The following is an 18529-nucleotide window of genomic DNA, read 5'->3' on the forward strand; positions in this document are numbered from 1 at the left end:
GATGGCCTCCTGATCCCCGGCGACTATGTGAAGGTCACGCAAACTGGGCCGAAGCCAGAGATCTTCGCCTCGTAAACTTCGCCGGCCGACACCGGTGATGCCGGACCAAGCGCGCCCGTCAGCACGACATCGCCACCTCGCAAGGGCTGGCCAGCGCGTGCCATCGCCCGGGCTAGCCAGAGCCCGGCACGCAAGGGATGACCGAGGCATGCCGCCCCGCAGCCGAGGGATGCGATCACACCGTTCCGTGTCATCGTCATGCTGCATCCCTCGAGGTCCAGGTCGGTCAATCGGCGCGGCGATGCGCCGAGCACGTACCGCGCGCTCGAGCCGTTGTCGGCAACGGTGTCAAGAATGCTAATTTTCCAGTCTCGTACCCGGCTGTCGACCACTTCGAGCACACCAACGGCGTAGGCCGTCGATCGCATCAATTCGCCGAACGTGACGTCCTCGCCGGAAAGGTCGCGCTCCAGGACAAGTGCGATCTCCGCCTCGATGCGGGGCTGGATCAGCCGCGTAGTGTCGATCGCCTCCCCGGTCGGAACTTCCATGTCGGCGAACAGAGCGCCATAATCGGGTTGATCGACGCCGAGCTGCTGCTGCACCGCCTTCGAGGTGAGGCCGATCTTTCGGCCGACCAGCCGTCTGCCGGCAGACAGGCCACGGCGGGTCACCTCGGACTGCACGGCATAGGCAATCTCGATATTACCAGCGCCGATCTCGGCCGCGATCGGGTCGATCGGACGCCGCACCGATTCCGCTTCCTGCAGGCGCGTTGCTAGCTTGTCAACGATCGCGTTCATGGCCGATCCAGGAAGTCGGCGACCAGCGCGTTGAACTCATCGGCCTTTTCCCACTGCGCCCAGTGACCGCATTTGGGATAAACGTGGAGCTCGGCGTTCGGCATTGTCTTGAGCAGGATGGAGGCAGAGTCGAGCGGAACCACGCGATCGTCCCGTCCCCAAACGATCAGCGTCCGATGCTTCAGCCCGGCGAGATTTTCGCGCCAGATATCGAGCGGCGGGCGCTTAAAAATGTCGATAACGTCCTTGCGCATCGCGGCCTTCAACCGCTCCTCTAACAGCGCATCGGTGATCGATTTCGAATCGAACACCAGAAGCTCGATGACGCCTTTCAGCTTCTGCATTGATGGTCCATCGCCACCATGGAACATTGCCATTCGGCGCAGCCCCTCGGTCGGCATCGGCGTAAAGATCGCCTGGCTGCCTCCGGTGCCCATCAGGACAAGGCGGTTGACCCGCTCCGGAGCTCCCAGCGCGACCATCAGCGAGGTCGCGCCGCCGAGCGAATTGCCGACGAAACTTGCCTTCTGAACGCCAATCGCGTCCATGAAGTTGCGGACGAACTCACCCATGGCCGCGAAGATCGGCCCGTCCTGCAGCTTGCCTTCGGTCTCGCCAAAGCCGGGGAGATCGACGACGATGACCCGGCGGCTTGCCGCCAACGGCTCGACATTCTTGCGATAATTGCTGAGACCCGACGCACCCGGTCCACCACCATGAATCAGTATCGTCGGCTCACCCTGCCCGACGTCATGATAGCGCGTGCGGGTCCCTCCGACGTCGATGAACTTGTCACTCAGATCCACGCTTCATCTCCTGTAATTGGCAATAGGTACTCAGACCGGCCGAACGCCGGTTTGAAGATAGTGGTCGCGCAGTTTCCGCTTGAAGATCTTGCCGCTCGCCTCCCGCGGCAGGGCATCGTGGAAAACAAACCGCTTGGGAACCTTGAAGCGCGCGAGGCGCTGCTCCAGGAAAGCCGTGACATCCTCCGGTGCGGGCCAGCCGTCCGGCTCGGCTTCGATCGCCGCGATCAGGCTCTCGCCGAATTCAGCGTCGGGCACGCCAAACACGGCGCAGTCCCGCACTCCGGGGCAATTGACCAATGCGTTCTCGATCTCGGCCGGGTAGATGTTGACTCCGCCCGAAATCACCATGTCGCGCTTGCGATCGCAGATGTAGAGGAAGCCGTCGGCGTCGAGATAGCCGATATCCCCGCATGTCACGAGCCCTGCGCGACCGACCTGTGCGCGCTGCTCTGGGCGGCCGTGATAGGTAAAATCCGAATAGGCTTCAGTCCGCAGATAGATCTCGCCGACACCGCCCGCAGCAACCTCGCCGCCCTCCTCGTCGTAGATTCTGAGCTCGGTCCCCGTCATAGGCCGGCCTACCGTGCCTGGATGGGCGAGCCATTCTGCCGTATTGCAGCCGACCGCGGCGCCGGTCTCCGTCGCGCCATAGGTCTCGTGAATCACCGGTCCCCACCATTCGATCATCCCGCGCTTCACGTCGGGCGGACAGGCAGCACCGGTGTGCGTCACCCAGCGGATCGACGAGAGGTCGTAGGTGCTGCGAACGGCGTCGCTAAGCCGTAGAAGGCGGACGAACATGGTGGGCACCATTGTCAGATGCGTAATCCGATGTTCGGCAATGACACGCAGCAGATCTTCAGGATCGAAGCTCTGTTGCAATACCGTGAGGTCGGCGTGCTGGAAGGCCTGTCGCGCGAACGCACCGGGCGACGCGTGGTAGAGAGGACCACAGACGAAAGCCCGCATGCCGGCTTCGATGCCGTAAATCTCACGAAGCAGCGTCGCGTTCTTCTTGATCTGCTCCGGTGTCATCGGCGCACGCCGTACACCTTTCGGATGTCCCGTCGTGCCGGACGTATAGATCATCGTGCCCCGCGGCGCGCGAGCCGGTTGCACCCAAGGCGCAGCCTTATCGCGAAATCCCTGCCAATCCTGATTGTTTGAAGCCGATAGCGCCGACAGCGCGGCGGAAGCGGCGAGATCGTCGACGACAAAGGTCGGCAATGCCGCAGGAACGGCTTGCGCGACCGCCGCGATCAGATCGCGGTGTCCGATCAGGGCCCGTGGCGTGCAGTCCGCCAGGATGTAGGCTATTTCGTCGGCTTTGCTATGCCAGTTCAAGGGGACGACGTAGGCGCCGAGCAGCGCGGCAGCGTGCAGGATCTCGAAATAGCAGGGATCGTTGCGGATCAGGAGCGCGATCGCATCGCCTTCGCGGACGCCGACTGCCTCAAGCGCGGTGGCGGCACGGCAGCCGTCGTCGAGCAGATCCTGGCGGGCAACATAGCGTTTTCCGATCAGGATCGTCTTGTCGGCCATCGCACTCACTCCAAACACACTGTCACCTCGGCACGCGCTGGCGGTAGCAAGACGCTGTCGAGCAGGGTGAACTCATCCTCCGTGAGCTCAAGCGGAACTGAAAAAGTCAACGCATCCATGTGGCCGCTGAGAATTGTCGGGTAGTGCCATTCCGCTCTCGCGATCGCCCGACCGCGACCTCGGAATTCGAACACCATCGGTTCGTATGTGCTTGCGCCATGTCCAGCCTGATAGCCGTCTCCGATGGCGTAGACTTCGCACGCGAAGCTTCCCGGTCCACGGCGCTGCACTGCGACCTCGATGTCGAGCAGGCCGAATGCCGGGTCGGCCGCCGCGCCAGTCTGATAGAAGTAGACGAAGGGGATACGGCCGTATTTGCTTGCGCCGCGCGCCGCGTCAGATGGCACCTGGGCATCGCTACGGCCCGGAGTTCTCGGCGGAATTGGACCAAGCAGGCACATCTGCGGCAGTGAACGACAGTCAGCCATGGGATGGCCCCGCCTCGCTCATCCCTGGCGCTTCCGTGGCTCGGAGCACTGCCACGTCATAATGCCGGCCGAGGAAACCGAAGGAATTCTCGGCAAGCACGGCATCGCTGCCGAGCGCCCGCTTGGCGAACGCGCCGGGCTGCTTCTGCCGTATCGTATAGGGATAGTCGGATCCCACGACGATCCGACTCTCGCCTACCGCATTGCCGAGAAACGACAGCGACACCGGATCGTAGAGGATCGTGTCATACCAGAATTGCTTGGCCAGTTCGGAAGGTGTCCGCGTCATCTTGCCTTTTGCACCCAGCAACCAGCCAAAATCCATTCGCGGCAAAATCCATGTCAGCGCTCCACCGCCATGACTGAGCAGGATCCGGAGCCGCGGAAACCTTTCCGGAACGCCGGCGGCCAGCAGTGATACCGAGGCAAGCGCCGTCTCGAGCGGAAACACGGCTGTGGCAGCGAATTCCGGGCTGCTGCCCACGCGCTCCATGCCGCTCGGGTACAGCGGATGCACGAAAATGCCGAGACCGAGCGACTGGGCAGCCTCGTAGACCGGAAACAGGCTTTCGCTACCGAGTGCCACGCCGTTGATGTGCGTTCCGATCTCGATCCCCGCGAAGCCGAGCGCCTTGATTTTCTCCAGCTGCTGGACGGCGCGCGGCACATCCTGCATGCACACCATGCCTATGCCCGCAAAATTGCGCGGCGCCTGCGCAATCATGCCCGCGATCTGATCGTTCATGGCTGCCGCAAGATACTCGGCGTCGTCAGGCGGTAGCCAATGCGACAGCAGCTCCGGCATCGGCGAGAGCACCTGCATGTCGGTGCCATCTTCGATCATGTCACCAAGCCGCCGCTGCACATCCCACGATCTGGTATCGATCTTTCGAAAGACTTTCCCGGCAATCATCACCGACGCCTGATCGCCGGTAGAATGCTCGATGCTCGGCCAGCGCGGATCCCGCTTTGGGTCCGCGGCGAGCCGCGCAGGCACAACATGCGTGTGAATATCGATCACGGCGCCCAACACGCTCTCCCTGTTGCCCGCTTGCGAGCTTGTTGTCGCGATCCCTGTTCGCGCCATCCGGCGGTGACAGAATTCACTTTACAAACAGGAATGATTGTTTTTATCTTCACTGTCAAGACGCCTTCGCGTCAAAGCAGCGGCAGCGAAAATGCCGCAAGCCGAGAAGCGGCTAAGGGAGCGAACAACGTTGGATCCGCAACAAGCGCGCATCGTGATCGTGGGAGCCGGACAGGCCGGTGCCCGGGCCGGCGAGGCATTGCGTGCAGCCGGACATCGCGGCCCGATCAGCCTGATCGGCGAAGAAGAGCATCTTCCCTACGAGCGCCCGCAACTGTCGAAGGCCATGCTGATCGACCGCGAAGCCGTTCCAGCCTTGATCCGGCAGGCCCAGGAGTGGCGTGACCTCGACATAGACCTGTTCATCTCGTCGCGCGTGGTGGCCGCCGATGCACAGCGGCGCGCCGTCGTCCTTGCAAACGGGCAAGAGCTTTCGTTCGACCGACTGCTGCTCGCGACCGGGACGCGGGTGCGGCGACTGCCCGAGCTCGACAATGGCCCACTTCCCGTTCGTTATCTCCGTGGCATCGGTGATGCGCTCGCGCTGCGCCGGGAATTGCAGCCGGGACGGCGAGTGGCGCTTGTCGGCGGCGGGGTCGTCGGCCTCGAGGTCGCCTCCGCCGCAACTGGGCGCGGTTGCCAGGTCACGATCATCGAGAAAGCCGAAGGTCTGTTGCCTCAGATTGGCTCCCCCTCGCTCGGCCGATTTCTTCGCCACCTCCATGCGTCGAAGGGAGCGGAGATTATCTGCGGCGCCGTGGTAGTGCGAACCACGTCTTACGGACTGGAGCTCTGCGACGGCCGATCCATTCCCGTCGATATCGCCCTGGTTGGAGTCGGCGTCGAACCGGTCACCGAGCTTGCCGTCCAATTGGGCCTCGAGTCCCAGCACGGGATTCGCGTCACGCCGGCCGGCGCCACCGCCGCCGAAGGAATCTTTGCCGCAGGCGACGTCGCTGAGCAGTGGAGCCGAAGCCATGAACGCTGGATGCGCGTCGAGAACTGGGCAAACGCCCAGAACCAGGCGATCGCCACCGCCAAGTGCATGGCTGGAATAGAGACCGCCTATGACGCACCGTCCTGGTTCTGGTCCGACCAGTACGACGCCAACATCCAGGTTGTCGGCAATCCAGCCGGCGGACACGAGATAGTCAGGGGCGACGTTGACGCCGGGCGCATCACGACGATCAGCGTCCGCGATGACGAAATCATCGGCGGCACCACCGTCAATGCCGCGCGAGACATGGCGGTTCTGCGCCGTCTCGTCGCCGCACGAAAGCCGGTTCGAAAAAGCGAACTTGAGAATCCCGCCTTTCAGCTGAAGCGCTTACTCGCCGCCTAGGGAAGAGGACACCGCAATGAACGCAGAACACCCCCAGCCCGCGCTGCTCGTCGATCCGGCCCAGCGCATTTTCAAGGTGGCGCGACGTAACTTCGTCGATCCCGAGATCTTCAGGGCCGAGAAGGAAAAGATATTCGACCGCTCGTGGCTATACCTCGGGCATTCGTCCGAGCTTCCCAAGCCCGGCGACTTCGTTACCCGCAAGGTGGCCGGCCGGGGCATCCTGTTCACCCGGGACAGCAAGGGAGAGCTGCGTGCGCTGCTCAACACCTGCCCGCATCGCGGCGCTCAGGTTTGCCGCGAGCGTAAGGGCAATGCCAAGTCATTCCAGTGCTTCTATCACGGCTGGGTGTTCGGCGCGGACGGCAAGCTCCGTAGCCAGCCGGGCGAGGCCTCCTACCCCGAGGGTTTCAAGGGCCGCGACACCTCGAACATGCAACCGGTGCCGCGGTTCGAGACCTACCGCGGCTTCAACTTCGTCTCATTCGATAGCGACATTATTCCGCTCGTCGACTACCTCGCCGGCGCGAAGGAATACCTCGACGTGATCTGCGATCAGACTGACGCCGGAATGTCGATTGTCGCGGGTAGCCAGGAATATTCGATCCGCGCCAACTGGAAACTGCTCACCGAAAACAGCATCGACGGCTATCATGCCGCGACAACCCACGCGACGTACTTCGACATCCTTATGAGCTCGACCGATAGTCTTGCCACCGGAATGGGCGGCGGTGGTTATGGCTACGATCTCGGCAATGGCCACGCAGTGCTTGAATATGGTGCGCCGTGGGGACGGCCGGTCGCACAGTGGATCCCAGGCTGGGGAGAAGCCGGCAAGTCCGAGATCGATCGGATTTACGCCGATCTCGTCCAGCGTCACGGCGAGGCGCGCGCCGAGCGGATCGCGCGCAAGAACCGCAACCTTTTCATTTTCCCGAATCTCGTCGTCAATGACATCATGGCATTGACCGTGCGCACCTATTACCCAATGGCCCCCGACTACATGGTCATCAATGCGTGGGCGTTAGCGCCAAACGACGAATCCGCGTGGGCGCGAAAGTATCGGCTCAATAACTTTCTCGAGTTCCTAGGCCCCGGCGGCTTTGCCACGCCCGACGACGCTGAAGCGCTGGAGCATTGCCAACGTGGCTTCGAGAACTCCAAGGAAGCTCTGTGGAACGACATCTCGAAGGGAATGGGCAAGGACAAGGCCCATCACGACGACGAGCTACAGATGCGTGCGTTCTGGACGCAGTGGAACAAGCAGATGTTCCCCGCGCCGGCATCCGGCATCAAGAGTGTCGCGGCCTGAGGAGAACGAGATGCAGTCCGTAAGCCGAACCGAGGTAGAAGATTTTCTGTTCAACGAGGCCGAGCTGCTCGATCAATGGCGATTGCCGGAATGGCTGACGCTCTTCACCGAGGACGCCAGGTACGAAGTGCCCTGCACCGACCTGCCGGCGGATGCATCGTCGGACACCAATCTGTTCTACATCGCCGACGACCGCATGCGGCTCGGCGAGCGGGTCAAACGACTGATGAAGCGTACCGCTCATGCAGAGTTTCCGCATTCGAAGACCAGCCGGATCGTCGGCAATGTCCGCATTCAGTCGCGGCATGAGGATGAGCTCGACGTCAGCGCCGTGTTTCAGACGCTGCGGACCAAGGACGGCGTCACCGATCTCTACTTCGGGACGAACAAATATCGCCTGGCGCTGCAAGGGGAAGGCTTTCGCATCCGGGAAAAGCGCTGCCTGCTCGGCGGCGAAGGCCTGCGGCCGAGCGGCCGCATCAGCATCGTTCTTTGACAGGTCAGATTAGATGAATTCTCGCTTCAAAGGACAGACGGTCGTGGTTACCGGTGCTGCCAGCGGCATCGGTGTCGTCATCGCTCGCCATTTTGCCGATGCCGGCGCCAACCTCGTGCTCTCAGATATTGACGAGAAGCGCCTTGGGACAGTCGCCGACGACATCTCCAGAAGCGATGTCCAGCGGCCGGTCGTAAGAGCCGGCGACCTTTCGCGGGAGGACGTCGCAGGCGGCGTCATCAAGGCTGCCGTCGAGACATTTGGAACTCTCGACATACTCGTGAACAATGCCGGCGGGGGGATTATCAAGCCGTTCCTGGACCACACGCCGGCCACGTTGCGGACCACGATCGATCGCAATCTCTGGACAACGCTGTGGTGCACCTGGCACGCCGTCCCGATCATGAAGGCCAAGGGCTACGGCCGCATCGTCAACATCGGAGCGGACTCGGTCCGCAACGGGCTTTGGGATCACGCCGCCTACAATGCCGCGAAGGGTGGCGTGCACGCGATGGCGACCGGCCTCGCGCGTGAATTTGCCAAGGACGGCATCACTGTGAATGTCGTGGCCCCCTGCATCGTCGACACCCCCCAGGTGCGGCAAGTTACACTCAAGGCGCCAAAGGCACTGCAACGCTTCATCGACGTGGTGCCGATGGGACGCGCGGCCGAGATGGACGAAGTGGCATCGATGGTATGCTATCTGGCTTCAAAGGAGGCATCGTTCGTGACTGGACAGGTTATCAGCGTCAATGGCGGAAGTACGATGCTATGACGATCACGACCAGCGGCATTCTCATCGGCAGGGTTGGGGACTTTCCTGAGGGGGAGATTCGTCCCGCGGCGATGCCGGACGGTACCAATCTCGCCATCTACAACGTCGGCGGAGCGATCTACGCCAGTGCAGACCTGTGCACCCATGGCGAGGCCTCGCTATCCGAAGAGGGCATCCTGACTGGAAACATCGTCGAATGTCCCTGGCATTTTGGTACATTCGATGTCACCAGCGGCGCGCCGACCGGCATGCCGTGTACGGTTCCTTTGAAGACCTTCCCGGTCAAGGTGATTGAAGACGGCGTCTATGTCCAACTCTGAAGACCCCAAGCTGACCTCTCGCCGGGGCCCCCAGGCACCCCGGGCACCGGCACCCCGGCAAAAGCTGAGATCGCGCCGGGACAGCACGGCCGAGCCGAAATACTCGCCTCGGCGAACCCAGGCAGAGCGCAGCGAGACTACGCGTAAGCAACTGATGGAAGCCGCCGTCAAGCTTATTCGCCGGAACGGCCTCGGCGGCCTGCGCACCATCGAAGTCGCCGACCTCGCCGGCGTCTCGCGCGGCGCACTAATGCATCACTTTCCCAGCAAGCACGAGCTCGTGGTGGCTGTGCTGACCTATGTCAACGAGGTCACGTTCACCCAGAGCATGCGCCGTGCGCAATCGGCGCGGCACGGCCGCGGCGATCCGATCGACGGCATCATCAAGGACGCTCAGGACTTCTTTTTCGGCGACTATTTCTTCATCGAGCTCGCTGTCGCAATGAGCGATGACAGTACCCGGCAGCTGAGGCGCGAGACGCACCAGTTTGCCCGGCAGACGCGCTTCTCGATCGAAGCAACCTGGCTCGATACGCTGATCTCGTCGGGAATTCCGGAACAGCTCGCGAAGGATGTACTTGCCTTGACCCTGAGCGTGGTTCGCGGCTTCTCGGTCAGGATGCTGATCGAGAAGGATCCGGATCGTTTCTCGCGCCTTCTTGGTGTCTGGCGCACGATCGTCCGGCAGTACATCGAGGATGCGATGCCCACGCAGTCGAGAAAGCGGACATGACGGGACGGGTTTCGGCAGAAGGAACGCCGCACGATTCACTGATCGGGCTCTGCTACGTCAGATTGGCCGTCCGCGAGCCGCAGCCGGCGGCAGCATTCGCCGCCGATATCCTGGGGCTGCAGCCGGTGCCCGACAAACAGACCCTGCTGTTCCGATCGGACGACCGCTATCACACGTTGTCGTTTGTGCCGGCGACGGCATCATCCTCGGTCGGCATCGAGGTTTCCGGTCAGGCTGCTCTCGATCGCGTGGAACAAGCACTTCGGAAAAGTGGCTTCACAGCCCGCCGGGCAGACCCCGACGAGTGCAGGCAGCGCTTCGTGCGCGATGCACTCATCGTGCGGGATGCCAGCGGCAACGAGATCGACCTGGTGCTACGGCCGGCGCAAAGCGGCCGCCGCTATTTTCCCAGCCGAGACGCCGGCATTACCGGGCTGCAGGGCGTGGGACTGCGCAGTCTCACATTGAAGGACGACCAGCAATTCTGGAGCTCCATCCTTGGCGCCCGGATCAGCGATTGGGCCGGCGACGTGACCTACCTCAGGCTCGACCGGAAGCACCACCGCCTCGCCCTCTACCCGTCTGATCGACCGGGCATTCTCTATGTCAGCTACGGCGTCGAAAGCCTGGATGCGATCATGCAGGGCCACTATTTCGTGCAGGAACGCCAGATCAAGATCCTGCACGGTCCCGGACGCGAGCCCGCATCCGGACAGATCTTTGTTAGATTTGAGGGGCCAGAGGGATATGTGTTTTCCTACGCCCACGGCCTCAAGGACGTCGACCCCGATCACCACCCACGGCAGTTCTCCGCGCACCCCTCCTCGCTTTGCGAATGGGGCAGTCCATGCCAGGGCATCCCCGAAATACAGCTGGCTAGCGATTGACGTACGCTGAGATATGGAGGCGCAACATGATTGAATTGCGGGATCTCGCTTATGTACGGCTGGGCGCTTCCAACCTCGAGGACGCGCAAAGTTTCGCAACCAGGAGCCTCGGCCTGCAGGTTGGCGAGCAGGCGAAGGCAGCGCTCTATCTCCGGTCCGACGACCGGGCCCACACGCTCTGCTATTTCGAGGGCGATCCGCAGGACCAGACGGTGGCTTTCGAAGTCACCGACGAAGACAAGCTCAACGCTGCCGGCGCGACCCTCGATTCGTTGGGACATGCCGTCCACGCCGGTACGCCGGATGAGTGCGCGCTCCGCAAGGTCAGGGCCTTCATTGGTTTCAAGGATCCGACCGGAAATCAGATCGAGCTGGTGGTGCGCCCCGAGCGCAACGGCAAGCGATATTTCGCCGCCCGCGATGCGGGAATTACCGGGTTCAGTCATGTAGGACTCTTTACGACTGATCCCGTGCGGGACGAACTGTTCTGGACCCAAGTGTGTAACGCGCGGGTCAGCGACCGCATCGGCGACATCGCGCTGATGCGGGTTAACGCGATCCATCACACTGTCGCACTCGCCCCCGGCCGGGGGCCGGGTGTCCACCACATCAACCATCAGGTCGAAAGCAACGACGATGTGCTGAGGTCATATTATCATCTGTCTGGCCAGCGCGTTCCCATCGTCTTTGGTCCGGGCCGCCACCCGACCTCCGGCGCGCGATTTCTGTATTTCCAGGGCCCAGACGGCATGGTGTTCGAATATTCAGTCGGCGTAGATGAGATCGAGGACGAAGCGACGCACCGGCCGCGACAGTTCGGCTTCGAACCCTCAAGCCTTTGTATGTGGGGCGCAAAATCGGGTCGTGTGCGCTAACAGTCACTTGCCGCGTTGCGGCGCGTTCAGCCCGCAGTCCCGCCATAGTGCTCGCGCGAAATTGGCGAAGAACTCATCCGCGAGCTTCTTGGCGGCCCCGTTGATCAGTTGTTGCCCAACTGCGGCCGCCTGCCCCGATCTCCACGTCAACGCGGAGCTCGAGAGAGCCTCTTTCGCGCTCGACGAGATCAACCTTGGCCGGTGAAGCTCGGCGAATATGGGGACACAGCATTTCTCGCGGTTGAGACCCCGCGATACTCGCTCATTCGAACCATGCTCGGACTGCCGAGGCGCCAAACGGCCGACGGGAAACAAGCTTCGAAGCGTCGAGGGGTTGGCCAGCAAGCATTCGCGGCCAACAGGATGCTGCGGCGAACGGCCGGGCAAGCCTTGCTTCGCACAAGCGCAAGATGGCTCGGAGTCATCCGCATCGGGATCAATACCAGCGGCTGCCGGTAGCGTACGCCGATTCCGCGAAAATTCTACAGCTAGGATTTCGAACTTAAAGTCTTCAGGACGGCCAGGCACTCGGATGTCATGCTTTTCATGATATCGCGAACGGGCCGTTCAGCCTTGATGCTGCCGACAATTTGGCCTGACATGTAACCCATGTAGTCGACCGCGTTGGCCAGTTCGAGCCGCTTGAGAGCTGGTGCCACAAGCAGCTTTTGCGCTGCAAGCGGCAGCGGCTCTGGTGCGTCAGGAGCATCCCATGCGTCTGTCCACTTGCTGCGCAGGCCACGCAGCGGCTTCCCGGTGTCGTATTTGCGCTGGATGGCGTCTTGTGAGCGCGCGGCTACGAACCTCTTACGCATATCGGGAGACAGCTCACTCTCGGAAGCGCCGAGCCAGATCGTCCCGCACCAAACGCCCTCGGCTCCCAGCGCCAACGCGGCTGCGACATGCCGACCACTGCCGACGCCCCCCGCGGCCAGCACCGGAATCGGCGCGACCGCTTCGACCACTTCTGGCCAAAGCACCATCGAGGAGATCGTGCCCGTGTGTCCTCCTGCTTCGCTTCCCTGCGCCACGATCAGATCGACGCCAGCCCGCACATGCTTGAGCGCATGTTCGGCGCTGCCGGCCATCGCACCGACTTTGATGCCGCGGCTGTGCAGCCTATCGACGACATAGGCTGGCGGCGCGCCCATAGCGCTCAGCACGAACTTAGCCTGCGGATGCCGGACTACGATCTCCAGAACCTCGAGAACACCCTCTTCGGTGTGCCCGTGGCCCGGCGGCTTCTCCCGTAGCATCTCCGCCTCGACTTCCGGCGGCAATGGCGGGATTCCTGCGTCGTTCAACAGCTTTTCGACGAACTCGATGTGCTCCTTTGGCAGCGCCTTAAGCCGTTCCGACATTGGCGTGACTTGTCCGACCTTGTTTGCGAACAGAACATCAATGCAATAAGGGCGTCCGCCAGTCTTCTCATCCATGTCGGTGAGGATGCGTTCGAGCTCGTCCGGCTGATAGTAGCTGGCCGCCAGCGCGCCCATTCCTCCAGCATTGGTCACCTCGATCGCGACCTCAGGTTTGTGCGTAAAGCCGAAGATTGGGACCTCGATCCCGAACATTTCAGTAATACGGTTGCGCATTGGCACTCCAGTCTACGCGTTGCAGGTTCGGTTCAAGTCTGACCGAACTTCGGCTTGCGCTTCTCTTTGAACGAGATCGTCGCCTCCTTGTGATCGGCGGTCTCGAACGTCACCTGCTCAAGGGCCATCGACGCCTCGAGCAGCAGGTTCACCCGATCCTTGACGATCTGGTTGATCGACAGCTTGGTCCAGCGGATCGCCCAGGTCGAACCGTTAGCAAGCTCGACAGCGATCTCGCGGGCCATGGCCAATACCCCGGTGCGCGGCGCGACATGGTTGACCAGCCCGACCCGCTCCGCTTCCCTGCCCTTCAAGAGCGTGCCACGGATCAGGAATTCCTTGGCTTTGTTGATACCGACCAGCAGCGGCCAGATCACGGTGCCACCGTCGCCGGCGACCAAGCCGACACGGGAGACGTGAGTGTCACCGATCCGCGCATCCTCCGCCATCACGGTGATGTCACAGAGCAGCGCATGGGTCGCCGCAAGCCCGATGGCATCGCCGTTGATCGCCGCGATGATCGGCTTGTCGAGCTCGAGCTGACGGGTGACGCCGCGCCGGCTGATCATGGGGTCATGCACTTCGCCTTCCTCAAGCACGTCGCCGCCAGGTCGCTCCGACATCGCCTTCACGTCGCCGCCGACGCTGAAGAAGTCGCCGGCGCCTGTCAGTATCACGACATTGACGGCTTGATCGTCGGCGAGGTCGTCCCAGATCGTCCGCAGCTCGCGGATCAGTCTTTGGTTGATGGCATTGCGCGCTTGCGGCCGATTCAACGTCACGGTCGCGATCTTGTCGGCAACCTCCACCTTCAGGCATTCATATTTCGCGTACTGGTTCATCGTCGACTCCAATCAGGATGGTTGTTCTCTGATCTCTTGCGCGGCCGGTGGGCAGTCGTTCTGGTTACAAAGCCCGCGCAATCAATTCCTTCATGACCTCGTTGGAGCCGCCCCAAATCTTCTGGATACGACCATCGCTCCACATCCTCGCGACCGGATATTCCAGCATGTAGCCGTAACCTCCGTGCAGCTGCACGCATTGGTCTATGATCTCGCACTGCTTCTCGGTCGCCCACCATTTCGCCATCGCCGCGGTTTCCGCGTCGAGTGTTCCGGCGATCAACCGGTCGATGCAAGTCTCCACGAATGTACGCGTAACGGAAGCGGCGGTCTTGGCTTCGGCAAGGACCATCCGCGTGTTCTGGAATTCGATCAGACGCTTGCCGAATACCTTCCGCTCTTTGACGTAGGTGACGGTTTCGGCCAGCGCAGCTTCGCTCAAGGCAAGCGCCTGCATGGCGATATTGATGCGCTCCTTGGCGAGTTGCTCCATCAGCTGATAAAATCCCCGGCCCTCAACGCCTCCAAGCAAATTGCCGACCGGCACGCGCGCATCATCGAAGAACAGCTCGGCCGTGTCCTGAGCCTTGAGGCCGACCTTGTCGAGCCGGCGTCCGCGCTGGAATCCGGCCGTGTTCTCGGTTTCGATGACCAGTAGACTGAAGCCGCGAACGCCGTTGTCGTCAGCCGCATCGGTCTTGACGGCGAGGCAGATCAGATCCGCGGTGTGGCCGTGCGTGATAAAGGTCTTCTGCCCGTTGACGACATATGCGTCGCCGTCCCGACACGCATGGGTCCTGATGGCCCTGACGTCGGATCCAGCGCCCGGCTCACTCATCGCGAGCGCCGCCACAAGATCGCCGCTGGCCATACGCGGCAACCAGCGGCGTTTTTGTTCCTCGGTGCCGTAATGAGTCAAATAAGGCGCCAAGATCACATTCTGCAGCGGTATGCTGAAATCGGGGAATGCGATCCGCGCCAGCTCCTCGATGATGACGGCCTCGTGCCAGAAATCGCCGCCGCCACCGCCATATGCCTCCGGAGAGCTGGCGCAAAGCAGGCCGAGCGCGCCTGCCCTGCGCCACAGATCGCGGTCGATGTATCCCCTCGCACGCCACGCATCCGCGTTCGGTGCGACTTCCTCTGCAAGGAAGCGACGAACAGTCTCACGGAAGAGATCAAGTTCGGCGGGATCACGCGTCGCGGTCATGCGCTGATCCGGGGTCATTGACTTGCCAGCGGGCAACCGCCCTGATCGAGCGGCCGCACCGCTTTGTCTGCAGGGATGACGGCGATCTTCTTATAATAGTCCCAGGCGGCCTTGGATTCCTTCGGCGACTTCACCTCGAAGAGGTAGAGATCGCGGAGTACGCGGCCATCGGCCCGCAGCTTGGCATTGTGCGACATGAAGTCGTTGATGGGCATCTCCCGCATCTTGGCCATCACCTTATCGGGATCCTTGGAGCCGACGGCCTTGACTGCCTTCAGATAGTGATTGACGACGCTGTAGGCGCCGGCCTGCACTTGCGTCGGCATGGCATTCATCCGCTCATAGAACCGCTCGGCGAATGCGCGCGTCTCGTTGTTCTGGTCCCAGTAAAACGCTTCGGCAACGATGATGCCCTGGGAATCCTTCAGACCGACGCCGTGAATGGCGTCGATCGTGGCCATCAGCGCCGCGAGACGCTGGCCCCGTGATTTAAGGCCGAACTCCTCGCCCTGCTTGAGAACGGTGGCAAGATCGGCACCCGCCTCAACGACGCCGATCACTTTCGCTTTGGAGGCTTGCGCCTGCAGCAGGAACGACGAGAAGTCCGTCGCGCCTGTCGGCGTACGCACCGAGCCGATCACCGTGCCTCCGCCGGCCTTGACCGCCGCGGACGCATCGCCTTCAAGGCTCGCGCCGAACACGGTGTCGTTAGTCAGGAAGAACCATGAATTCTCGCCGCGACTGACGAGACCAGTGGTCGGCCCATGCCCCAACGAATACGTGTCGTAAGTCCACTGCGCGACATAGGGCGAGCATTTCGTGCCGGTAAGCTCCGAACTAGCCGCCGCATTGAACAGCGCGAGCTTCTTCTTGCTCTTGGTCATGTCGGCGATAGCCAAGGCAAGGCCCGAGAACGGCACGTCGATGATCGCGTCCACCTTCTCCTCGTCGTACCACTTCCTCGCGATCGCAACGCCGACATCGACCTTCAGTTGGAAATCCGCCGAGACGATCTCGACCGGCTTGCCGAGCACCGGCCCGGCATCTTCGGCTGCGAGCTTTGCCGCCTCGACGCTGCCTCGCCCCCCGGCAGCGGAATAAACCGACGACTGGTCGCCGAGAACGCCGATCTTGACAGGCGTATCTTCGCTGGCCGGCGCGGCCACCGGCCCCACGACCAGCAGCGCGATGACCCCAATCCCGGTCCATCTCCAAAGCATGCTCACCTCCCCGCCGTTGTTTGATTATTGAGCTTCCATCGCCATGATGGCATAATTTGTCGGACGTTCAACAAAATTATTATTGCCTTCTTCCGCCGCCCCCTTAGGATCGTTCTGGGAGCCAGAAGAAGCGGAACAAGGCGATCGATGCGACCTGCCGCCATGGAACGCGCAAGTCGGGCGTACCCGATCGGTAGACAAGATTGCGGCTAGTCGCGGCCTGGGACCGGCCCAAGCGGCTGGTCGAACTTGCTCGCAATGGCCTGGGAGAAGGACGACAAGTGGCCGAGACGATCTTCGAAGCATTTCGCGCGAGTACTGCCGCAGCGCCGGACAACGCCTTCATCTGCGTGCCGGCCGGCACCTCCTACGCCCCCGATGGAATTGAGTGGACATATCATGATGTCATGCAGCGCGTGGCGGCTCTCACCGAATGCTACAGGCACGCCGGATACGGGCTTGGGCATCGCGTCGCCTTGCTCGTCGAGAACAGACCCGACTATTTCCTGCACTTGCTTGCGCTCAATGCCGTGGGAGCAAGTGTGGTGCCGGTCAACCCCGATCACCGACACGCCGAACTGCTCTACCAGATGCAGCATAGCGGCGTGGTCCTCGCGGTCGCCCTTCCCCATCACGTTGAGCGGCTGACTGCAGTTGCGGACGAATTGGCAGGCCAGTTCGCCGTCCTCACCGTGGACAGCTTGCCGCAACGGCTGCCCTCGCCGGCACGACCTGCGGCCACCGGCACGCTCGATCGAAATACCGAGGCAGGGATTTTCTATACATCCGGCACGACTGGCCGCCCGAAAGGCTGCCTGACCACAAACGACTATTGGCTCTCCGCCGGCGAATGGTTCTTTACTCTTGCAAGAAGCGGCGGCCGCTTTTCGATCGCGCCGGGCCAGGATCGCCTATTTAACCCGATGCCGGTCTTCCACGTCCATGCTGGCGTGGTCGCCCTGATGCCGATGCTGCTCTCGCAGGGATGCGTAATCCGTCCCGAGTATTTTTCGGCGAAGCGTTGGTGGAACGAGGTATCAACCACCCGGGCGACCATCGTGCATTACATCGGAGCCGTACCACAAGCCTTGGTCGCCCTGGACAGTTCGCCGGACGAACATGCGCATGGTGTCCGATTTGGTTTTGGCGCAGGAATGGAGCCTGCCATTCACCACGAATTCGAGGAACGGTTTGGCATTCCTCATCTCGAGGTCTGGGGCATGACTGAGGTTGGACGCTGGACGGCCAACGATCAGGACCCGCGCCCAATTGGAGTTCGGGCGATCGGGCGCGCGGTTAGTCCACTCGAGGCAAGGGTCGTCGGCGAACACAACAGCGACGTTGCGGCAGGAGCGGAAGGCGAGCTTATCGTCCGGCTGGCCGGCGAAAATCCCCGCAAAGGCTTCTTTGCCGGCTATCTCGATGACGAGGCCGCAACCGAGGCCAGCTGGAGCGGAGGCTGGTGGCATTCGGGCGACATTGTTCGCCAGGATGAAGACGGGATCATCTATTTCGTCGATCGGCGCAAGAACATGATCCGGCGCTCTGGCGAAAACATTGCGGCCACCGAAGTGGAGACCGTACTTTGCCGGCACCCCGGGGTTGATCAGATTGCGATTCTGGCTGTCCCTGACGAGAAGGCGGGAGAAGAGATCTTTGCCTGCGTCGTCCCTGCCCCGAACCATATGGCCGACTATCAGCTTGCGCACGACATCGCCAACTATTGCAGGGAGCAACTCGCCTACTACAAGGCTCCCGGATGGATTCTGTTCCTCGATCGGATGCCAGTCACCGCTACTCAGAAGATCAACAAGGCGCAAATCTTCGCACCCGGCTTGGATCCTCGAACCCTCACCGGCGCAATTGACCTGCGCGGAATGAAGAAGCGCAGTTAGCTGCGTGTTTCGGCAATTTCCGGACAGCAATTTCGCTAATTCGCGGACAGCGATTTCAGTAATTCCGGGACAGGGATTCCGCTAAATCGCGGACAGTTGCGGGAGGTTGGTTTTCGGGAGCGCCGTTCAGGCAATGTTCTCTCTCAAGCTGAGTTTGAGAGGGGCAATGCCGAGACGGAAGCAAGCGAAACGAACCACTGTGAAGGACCTACGATCGATCCTGAGGCTGACGTACGAGCAGGACCTGTCGGTTCGGGAGATCTCGGAACGGCTGCAGATCAGCAAGAGTTCGGTTGCC

Annotated in this window: 19 protein-coding genes; 10 read left to right on the top strand and 9 right to left on the bottom strand. The window is 61.8% G+C overall.

The genetic code is table 11. The annotated features are described in order from the left end of the window. Positions 1 to 23 precede the first annotated feature (23 nt). From J6525_RS01765 to J6525_RS01785, 5 genes are read right to left on the bottom strand one after another with little or no spacing between them, the layout of a single operon-like run. The gene (locus J6525_RS01765) at positions 24 to 803 is read right to left on the bottom strand and encodes a 2-keto-4-pentenoate hydratase (RefSeq protein WP_225641543.1); all 780 of its coding nucleotides are present in this window, start codon (positions 801 to 803) and stop codon (positions 24 to 26) included. Beyond that, entirely contained in the window at positions 800 to 1609 is an 810-nt protein-coding gene (locus J6525_RS01770) for an alpha/beta fold hydrolase (protein WP_225641544.1), read from the bottom strand. Before J6525_RS01770 ends, J6525_RS01765 begins: the two co-directional genes overlap by 4 nt. Positions 1610 to 1639: 30 nt before the next feature. Continuing rightward, complete coding sequence (locus tag J6525_RS01775) at positions 1640 to 3154, bottom strand: AMP-binding protein (protein WP_225641546.1); 1515 nt, start codon at positions 3152 to 3154, stop codon at positions 1640 to 1642. A 5-nt stretch (positions 3155 to 3159) separates the two neighbouring features. After that, positions 3160 to 3642: a hypothetical protein gene (locus J6525_RS01780; protein ID WP_225641548.1), complete on the bottom strand. Its 483-nt coding sequence runs from the start codon at positions 3640 to 3642 to the stop codon at positions 3160 to 3162. Beyond that, positions 3635 to 4663, bottom strand: a complete 1029-nt coding sequence (locus tag J6525_RS01785) for an amidohydrolase family protein (protein WP_225641606.1) — start codon at positions 4661 to 4663, stop codon at positions 3635 to 3637. Before J6525_RS01785 ends, J6525_RS01780 begins: the two co-directional genes overlap by 8 nt. A gap of 196 nt (positions 4664 to 4859) precedes the next feature. Between J6525_RS01785 and J6525_RS01790 the strand changes: the two genes are divergently transcribed. The 8 genes from J6525_RS01790 to J6525_RS01825 are packed head-to-tail and all read left to right on the top strand — an operon-like array spanning position 4860 to position 11469. After that, positions 4860 to 6071 carry an NAD(P)/FAD-dependent oxidoreductase gene (locus tag J6525_RS01790; RefSeq protein ID WP_225641550.1) on the top strand — a complete coding sequence of 404 codons (1212 nt, stop codon included), beginning with the start codon at positions 4860 to 4862 and terminating at the stop codon, positions 6069 to 6071. Between the two features lie 16 nt (positions 6072 to 6087). Beyond that, entirely contained in the window at positions 6088 to 7383 is a 1296-nt protein-coding gene (locus J6525_RS01795) for an aromatic ring-hydroxylating oxygenase subunit alpha (protein ID WP_225641552.1), read from the top strand. Positions 7384 to 7393: 10 nt separating this feature from the next. Further along, entirely contained in the window at positions 7394 to 7879 is a 486-nt protein-coding gene (locus tag J6525_RS01800) for an aromatic-ring-hydroxylating dioxygenase subunit beta (RefSeq protein ID WP_225641554.1), read from the top strand. A 13-nt stretch (positions 7880 to 7892) separates the two neighbouring features. Further along, positions 7893 to 8654 (top strand): SDR family NAD(P)-dependent oxidoreductase, encoded by a 762-nt coding sequence (locus J6525_RS01805; protein WP_225641556.1) that lies wholly within the window; start codon positions 7893 to 7895, stop codon positions 8652 to 8654. Continuing rightward, entirely contained in the window at positions 8651 to 8974 is a 324-nt protein-coding gene (locus J6525_RS01810) for a non-heme iron oxygenase ferredoxin subunit (RefSeq protein WP_225641558.1), read from the top strand. Before J6525_RS01805 ends, J6525_RS01810 begins: the two co-directional genes overlap by 4 nt. Further along, positions 8946 to 9707 carry a TetR/AcrR family transcriptional regulator gene (locus J6525_RS01815; RefSeq protein ID WP_225641560.1) on the top strand — a complete coding sequence of 254 codons (762 nt, stop codon included), beginning with the start codon at positions 8946 to 8948 and terminating at the stop codon, positions 9705 to 9707. The genes J6525_RS01810 and J6525_RS01815 overlap by 29 nt, the downstream gene beginning before the upstream one ends. Then, entirely contained in the window at positions 9704 to 10594 is an 891-nt protein-coding gene (locus J6525_RS01820; protein ID WP_225641561.1) for a VOC family protein, read from the top strand. Before J6525_RS01815 ends, J6525_RS01820 begins: the two co-directional genes overlap by 4 nt. Positions 10595 to 10620: 26 nt before the next feature. Further along, positions 10621 to 11469 (top strand): VOC family protein, encoded by an 849-nt coding sequence (locus J6525_RS01825; protein WP_225641562.1) that lies wholly within the window; start codon positions 10621 to 10623, stop codon positions 11467 to 11469. Positions 11470 to 11957: 488 nt separating this feature from the next. On the opposite strand, the gene J6525_RS01830 is transcribed toward J6525_RS01825, so the two are convergent. From J6525_RS01830 to J6525_RS01845, 4 genes are all read right to left on the bottom strand, one after another. Then, positions 11958 to 13064: an NAD(P)H-dependent flavin oxidoreductase gene (locus J6525_RS01830; RefSeq protein WP_225641564.1), complete on the bottom strand. Its 1107-nt coding sequence runs from the start codon at positions 13062 to 13064 to the stop codon at positions 11958 to 11960. Between the two features lie 32 nt (positions 13065 to 13096). After that, the gene (locus tag J6525_RS01835) at positions 13097 to 13906 is read right to left on the bottom strand and encodes an enoyl-CoA hydratase/isomerase family protein (protein WP_225641566.1); all 810 of its coding nucleotides are present in this window, start codon (positions 13904 to 13906) and stop codon (positions 13097 to 13099) included. Between the two features lie 64 nt (positions 13907 to 13970). Continuing rightward, positions 13971 to 15152 (bottom strand): acyl-CoA dehydrogenase family protein, encoded by a 1182-nt coding sequence (locus tag J6525_RS01840; protein WP_225641568.1) that lies wholly within the window; start codon positions 15150 to 15152, stop codon positions 13971 to 13973. Then, entirely contained in the window at positions 15131 to 16336 is a 1206-nt protein-coding gene (locus J6525_RS01845; RefSeq protein WP_225641571.1) for an ABC transporter substrate-binding protein, read from the bottom strand. The genes J6525_RS01840 and J6525_RS01845 overlap by 22 nt, the downstream gene beginning before the upstream one ends. Before the next feature lie 281 nt (positions 16337 to 16617). Between J6525_RS01845 and J6525_RS01850 the strand changes: the two genes are divergently transcribed. Beyond that, entirely contained in the window at positions 16618 to 18231 is a 1614-nt protein-coding gene (locus tag J6525_RS01850) for an AMP-binding protein (protein ID WP_225641573.1), read from the top strand. Between the two features lie 166 nt (positions 18232 to 18397). Continuing rightward, the coding region (locus J6525_RS46910; RefSeq protein ID WP_283848607.1) for a sigma factor-like helix-turn-helix DNA-binding protein at positions 18398 to 18529 on the top strand (132 nt) is incomplete at its 3' end.

This window comes from Bradyrhizobium australafricanum (genome assembly GCF_020329495.1).
Lineage (GTDB): Bacteria > Pseudomonadota > Alphaproteobacteria > Rhizobiales > Xanthobacteraceae > Bradyrhizobium > Bradyrhizobium australafricanum.

Coding starts and splice junctions, on each gene's coding strand:
- J6525_RS01795 (WP_225641552.1), top strand. CDS start 6,088: ATGAACGCAGAACACCCCCAGCCCGCGCTGCTCGTCGATCCGGCCCAG.
- J6525_RS01830 (WP_225641564.1), bottom strand. CDS start 13,064: ATGCGCAACCGTATTACTGAAATGTTCGGGATCGAGGTCCCAATCTTC.
- J6525_RS01775 (WP_225641546.1), bottom strand. CDS start 3,154: ATGGCCGACAAGACGATCCTGATCGGAAAACGCTATGTTGCCCGCCAG.
- J6525_RS01810 (WP_225641558.1), top strand. CDS start 8,651: ATGACGATCACGACCAGCGGCATTCTCATCGGCAGGGTTGGGGACTTT.
- J6525_RS01820 (WP_225641561.1), top strand. CDS start 9,704: ATGACGGGACGGGTTTCGGCAGAAGGAACGCCGCACGATTCACTGATC.
- J6525_RS01835 (WP_225641566.1), bottom strand. CDS start 13,906: ATGAACCAGTACGCGAAATATGAATGCCTGAAGGTGGAGGTTGCCGAC.
- J6525_RS01780 (WP_225641548.1), bottom strand. CDS start 3,642: ATGGCTGACTGTCGTTCACTGCCGCAGATGTGCCTGCTTGGTCCAATT.
- J6525_RS01825 (WP_225641562.1), top strand. CDS start 10,621: ATGATTGAATTGCGGGATCTCGCTTATGTACGGCTGGGCGCTTCCAAC.
- J6525_RS01765 (WP_225641543.1), bottom strand. CDS start 803: ATGAACGCGATCGTTGACAAGCTAGCAACGCGCCTGCAGGAAGCGGAA.
- J6525_RS01805 (WP_225641556.1), top strand. CDS start 7,893: ATGAATTCTCGCTTCAAAGGACAGACGGTCGTGGTTACCGGTGCTGCC.
- J6525_RS01845 (WP_225641571.1), bottom strand. CDS start 16,336: ATGCTTTGGAGATGGACCGGGATTGGGGTCATCGCGCTGCTGGTCGTG.
- J6525_RS01800 (WP_225641554.1), top strand. CDS start 7,394: ATGCAGTCCGTAAGCCGAACCGAGGTAGAAGATTTTCTGTTCAACGAG.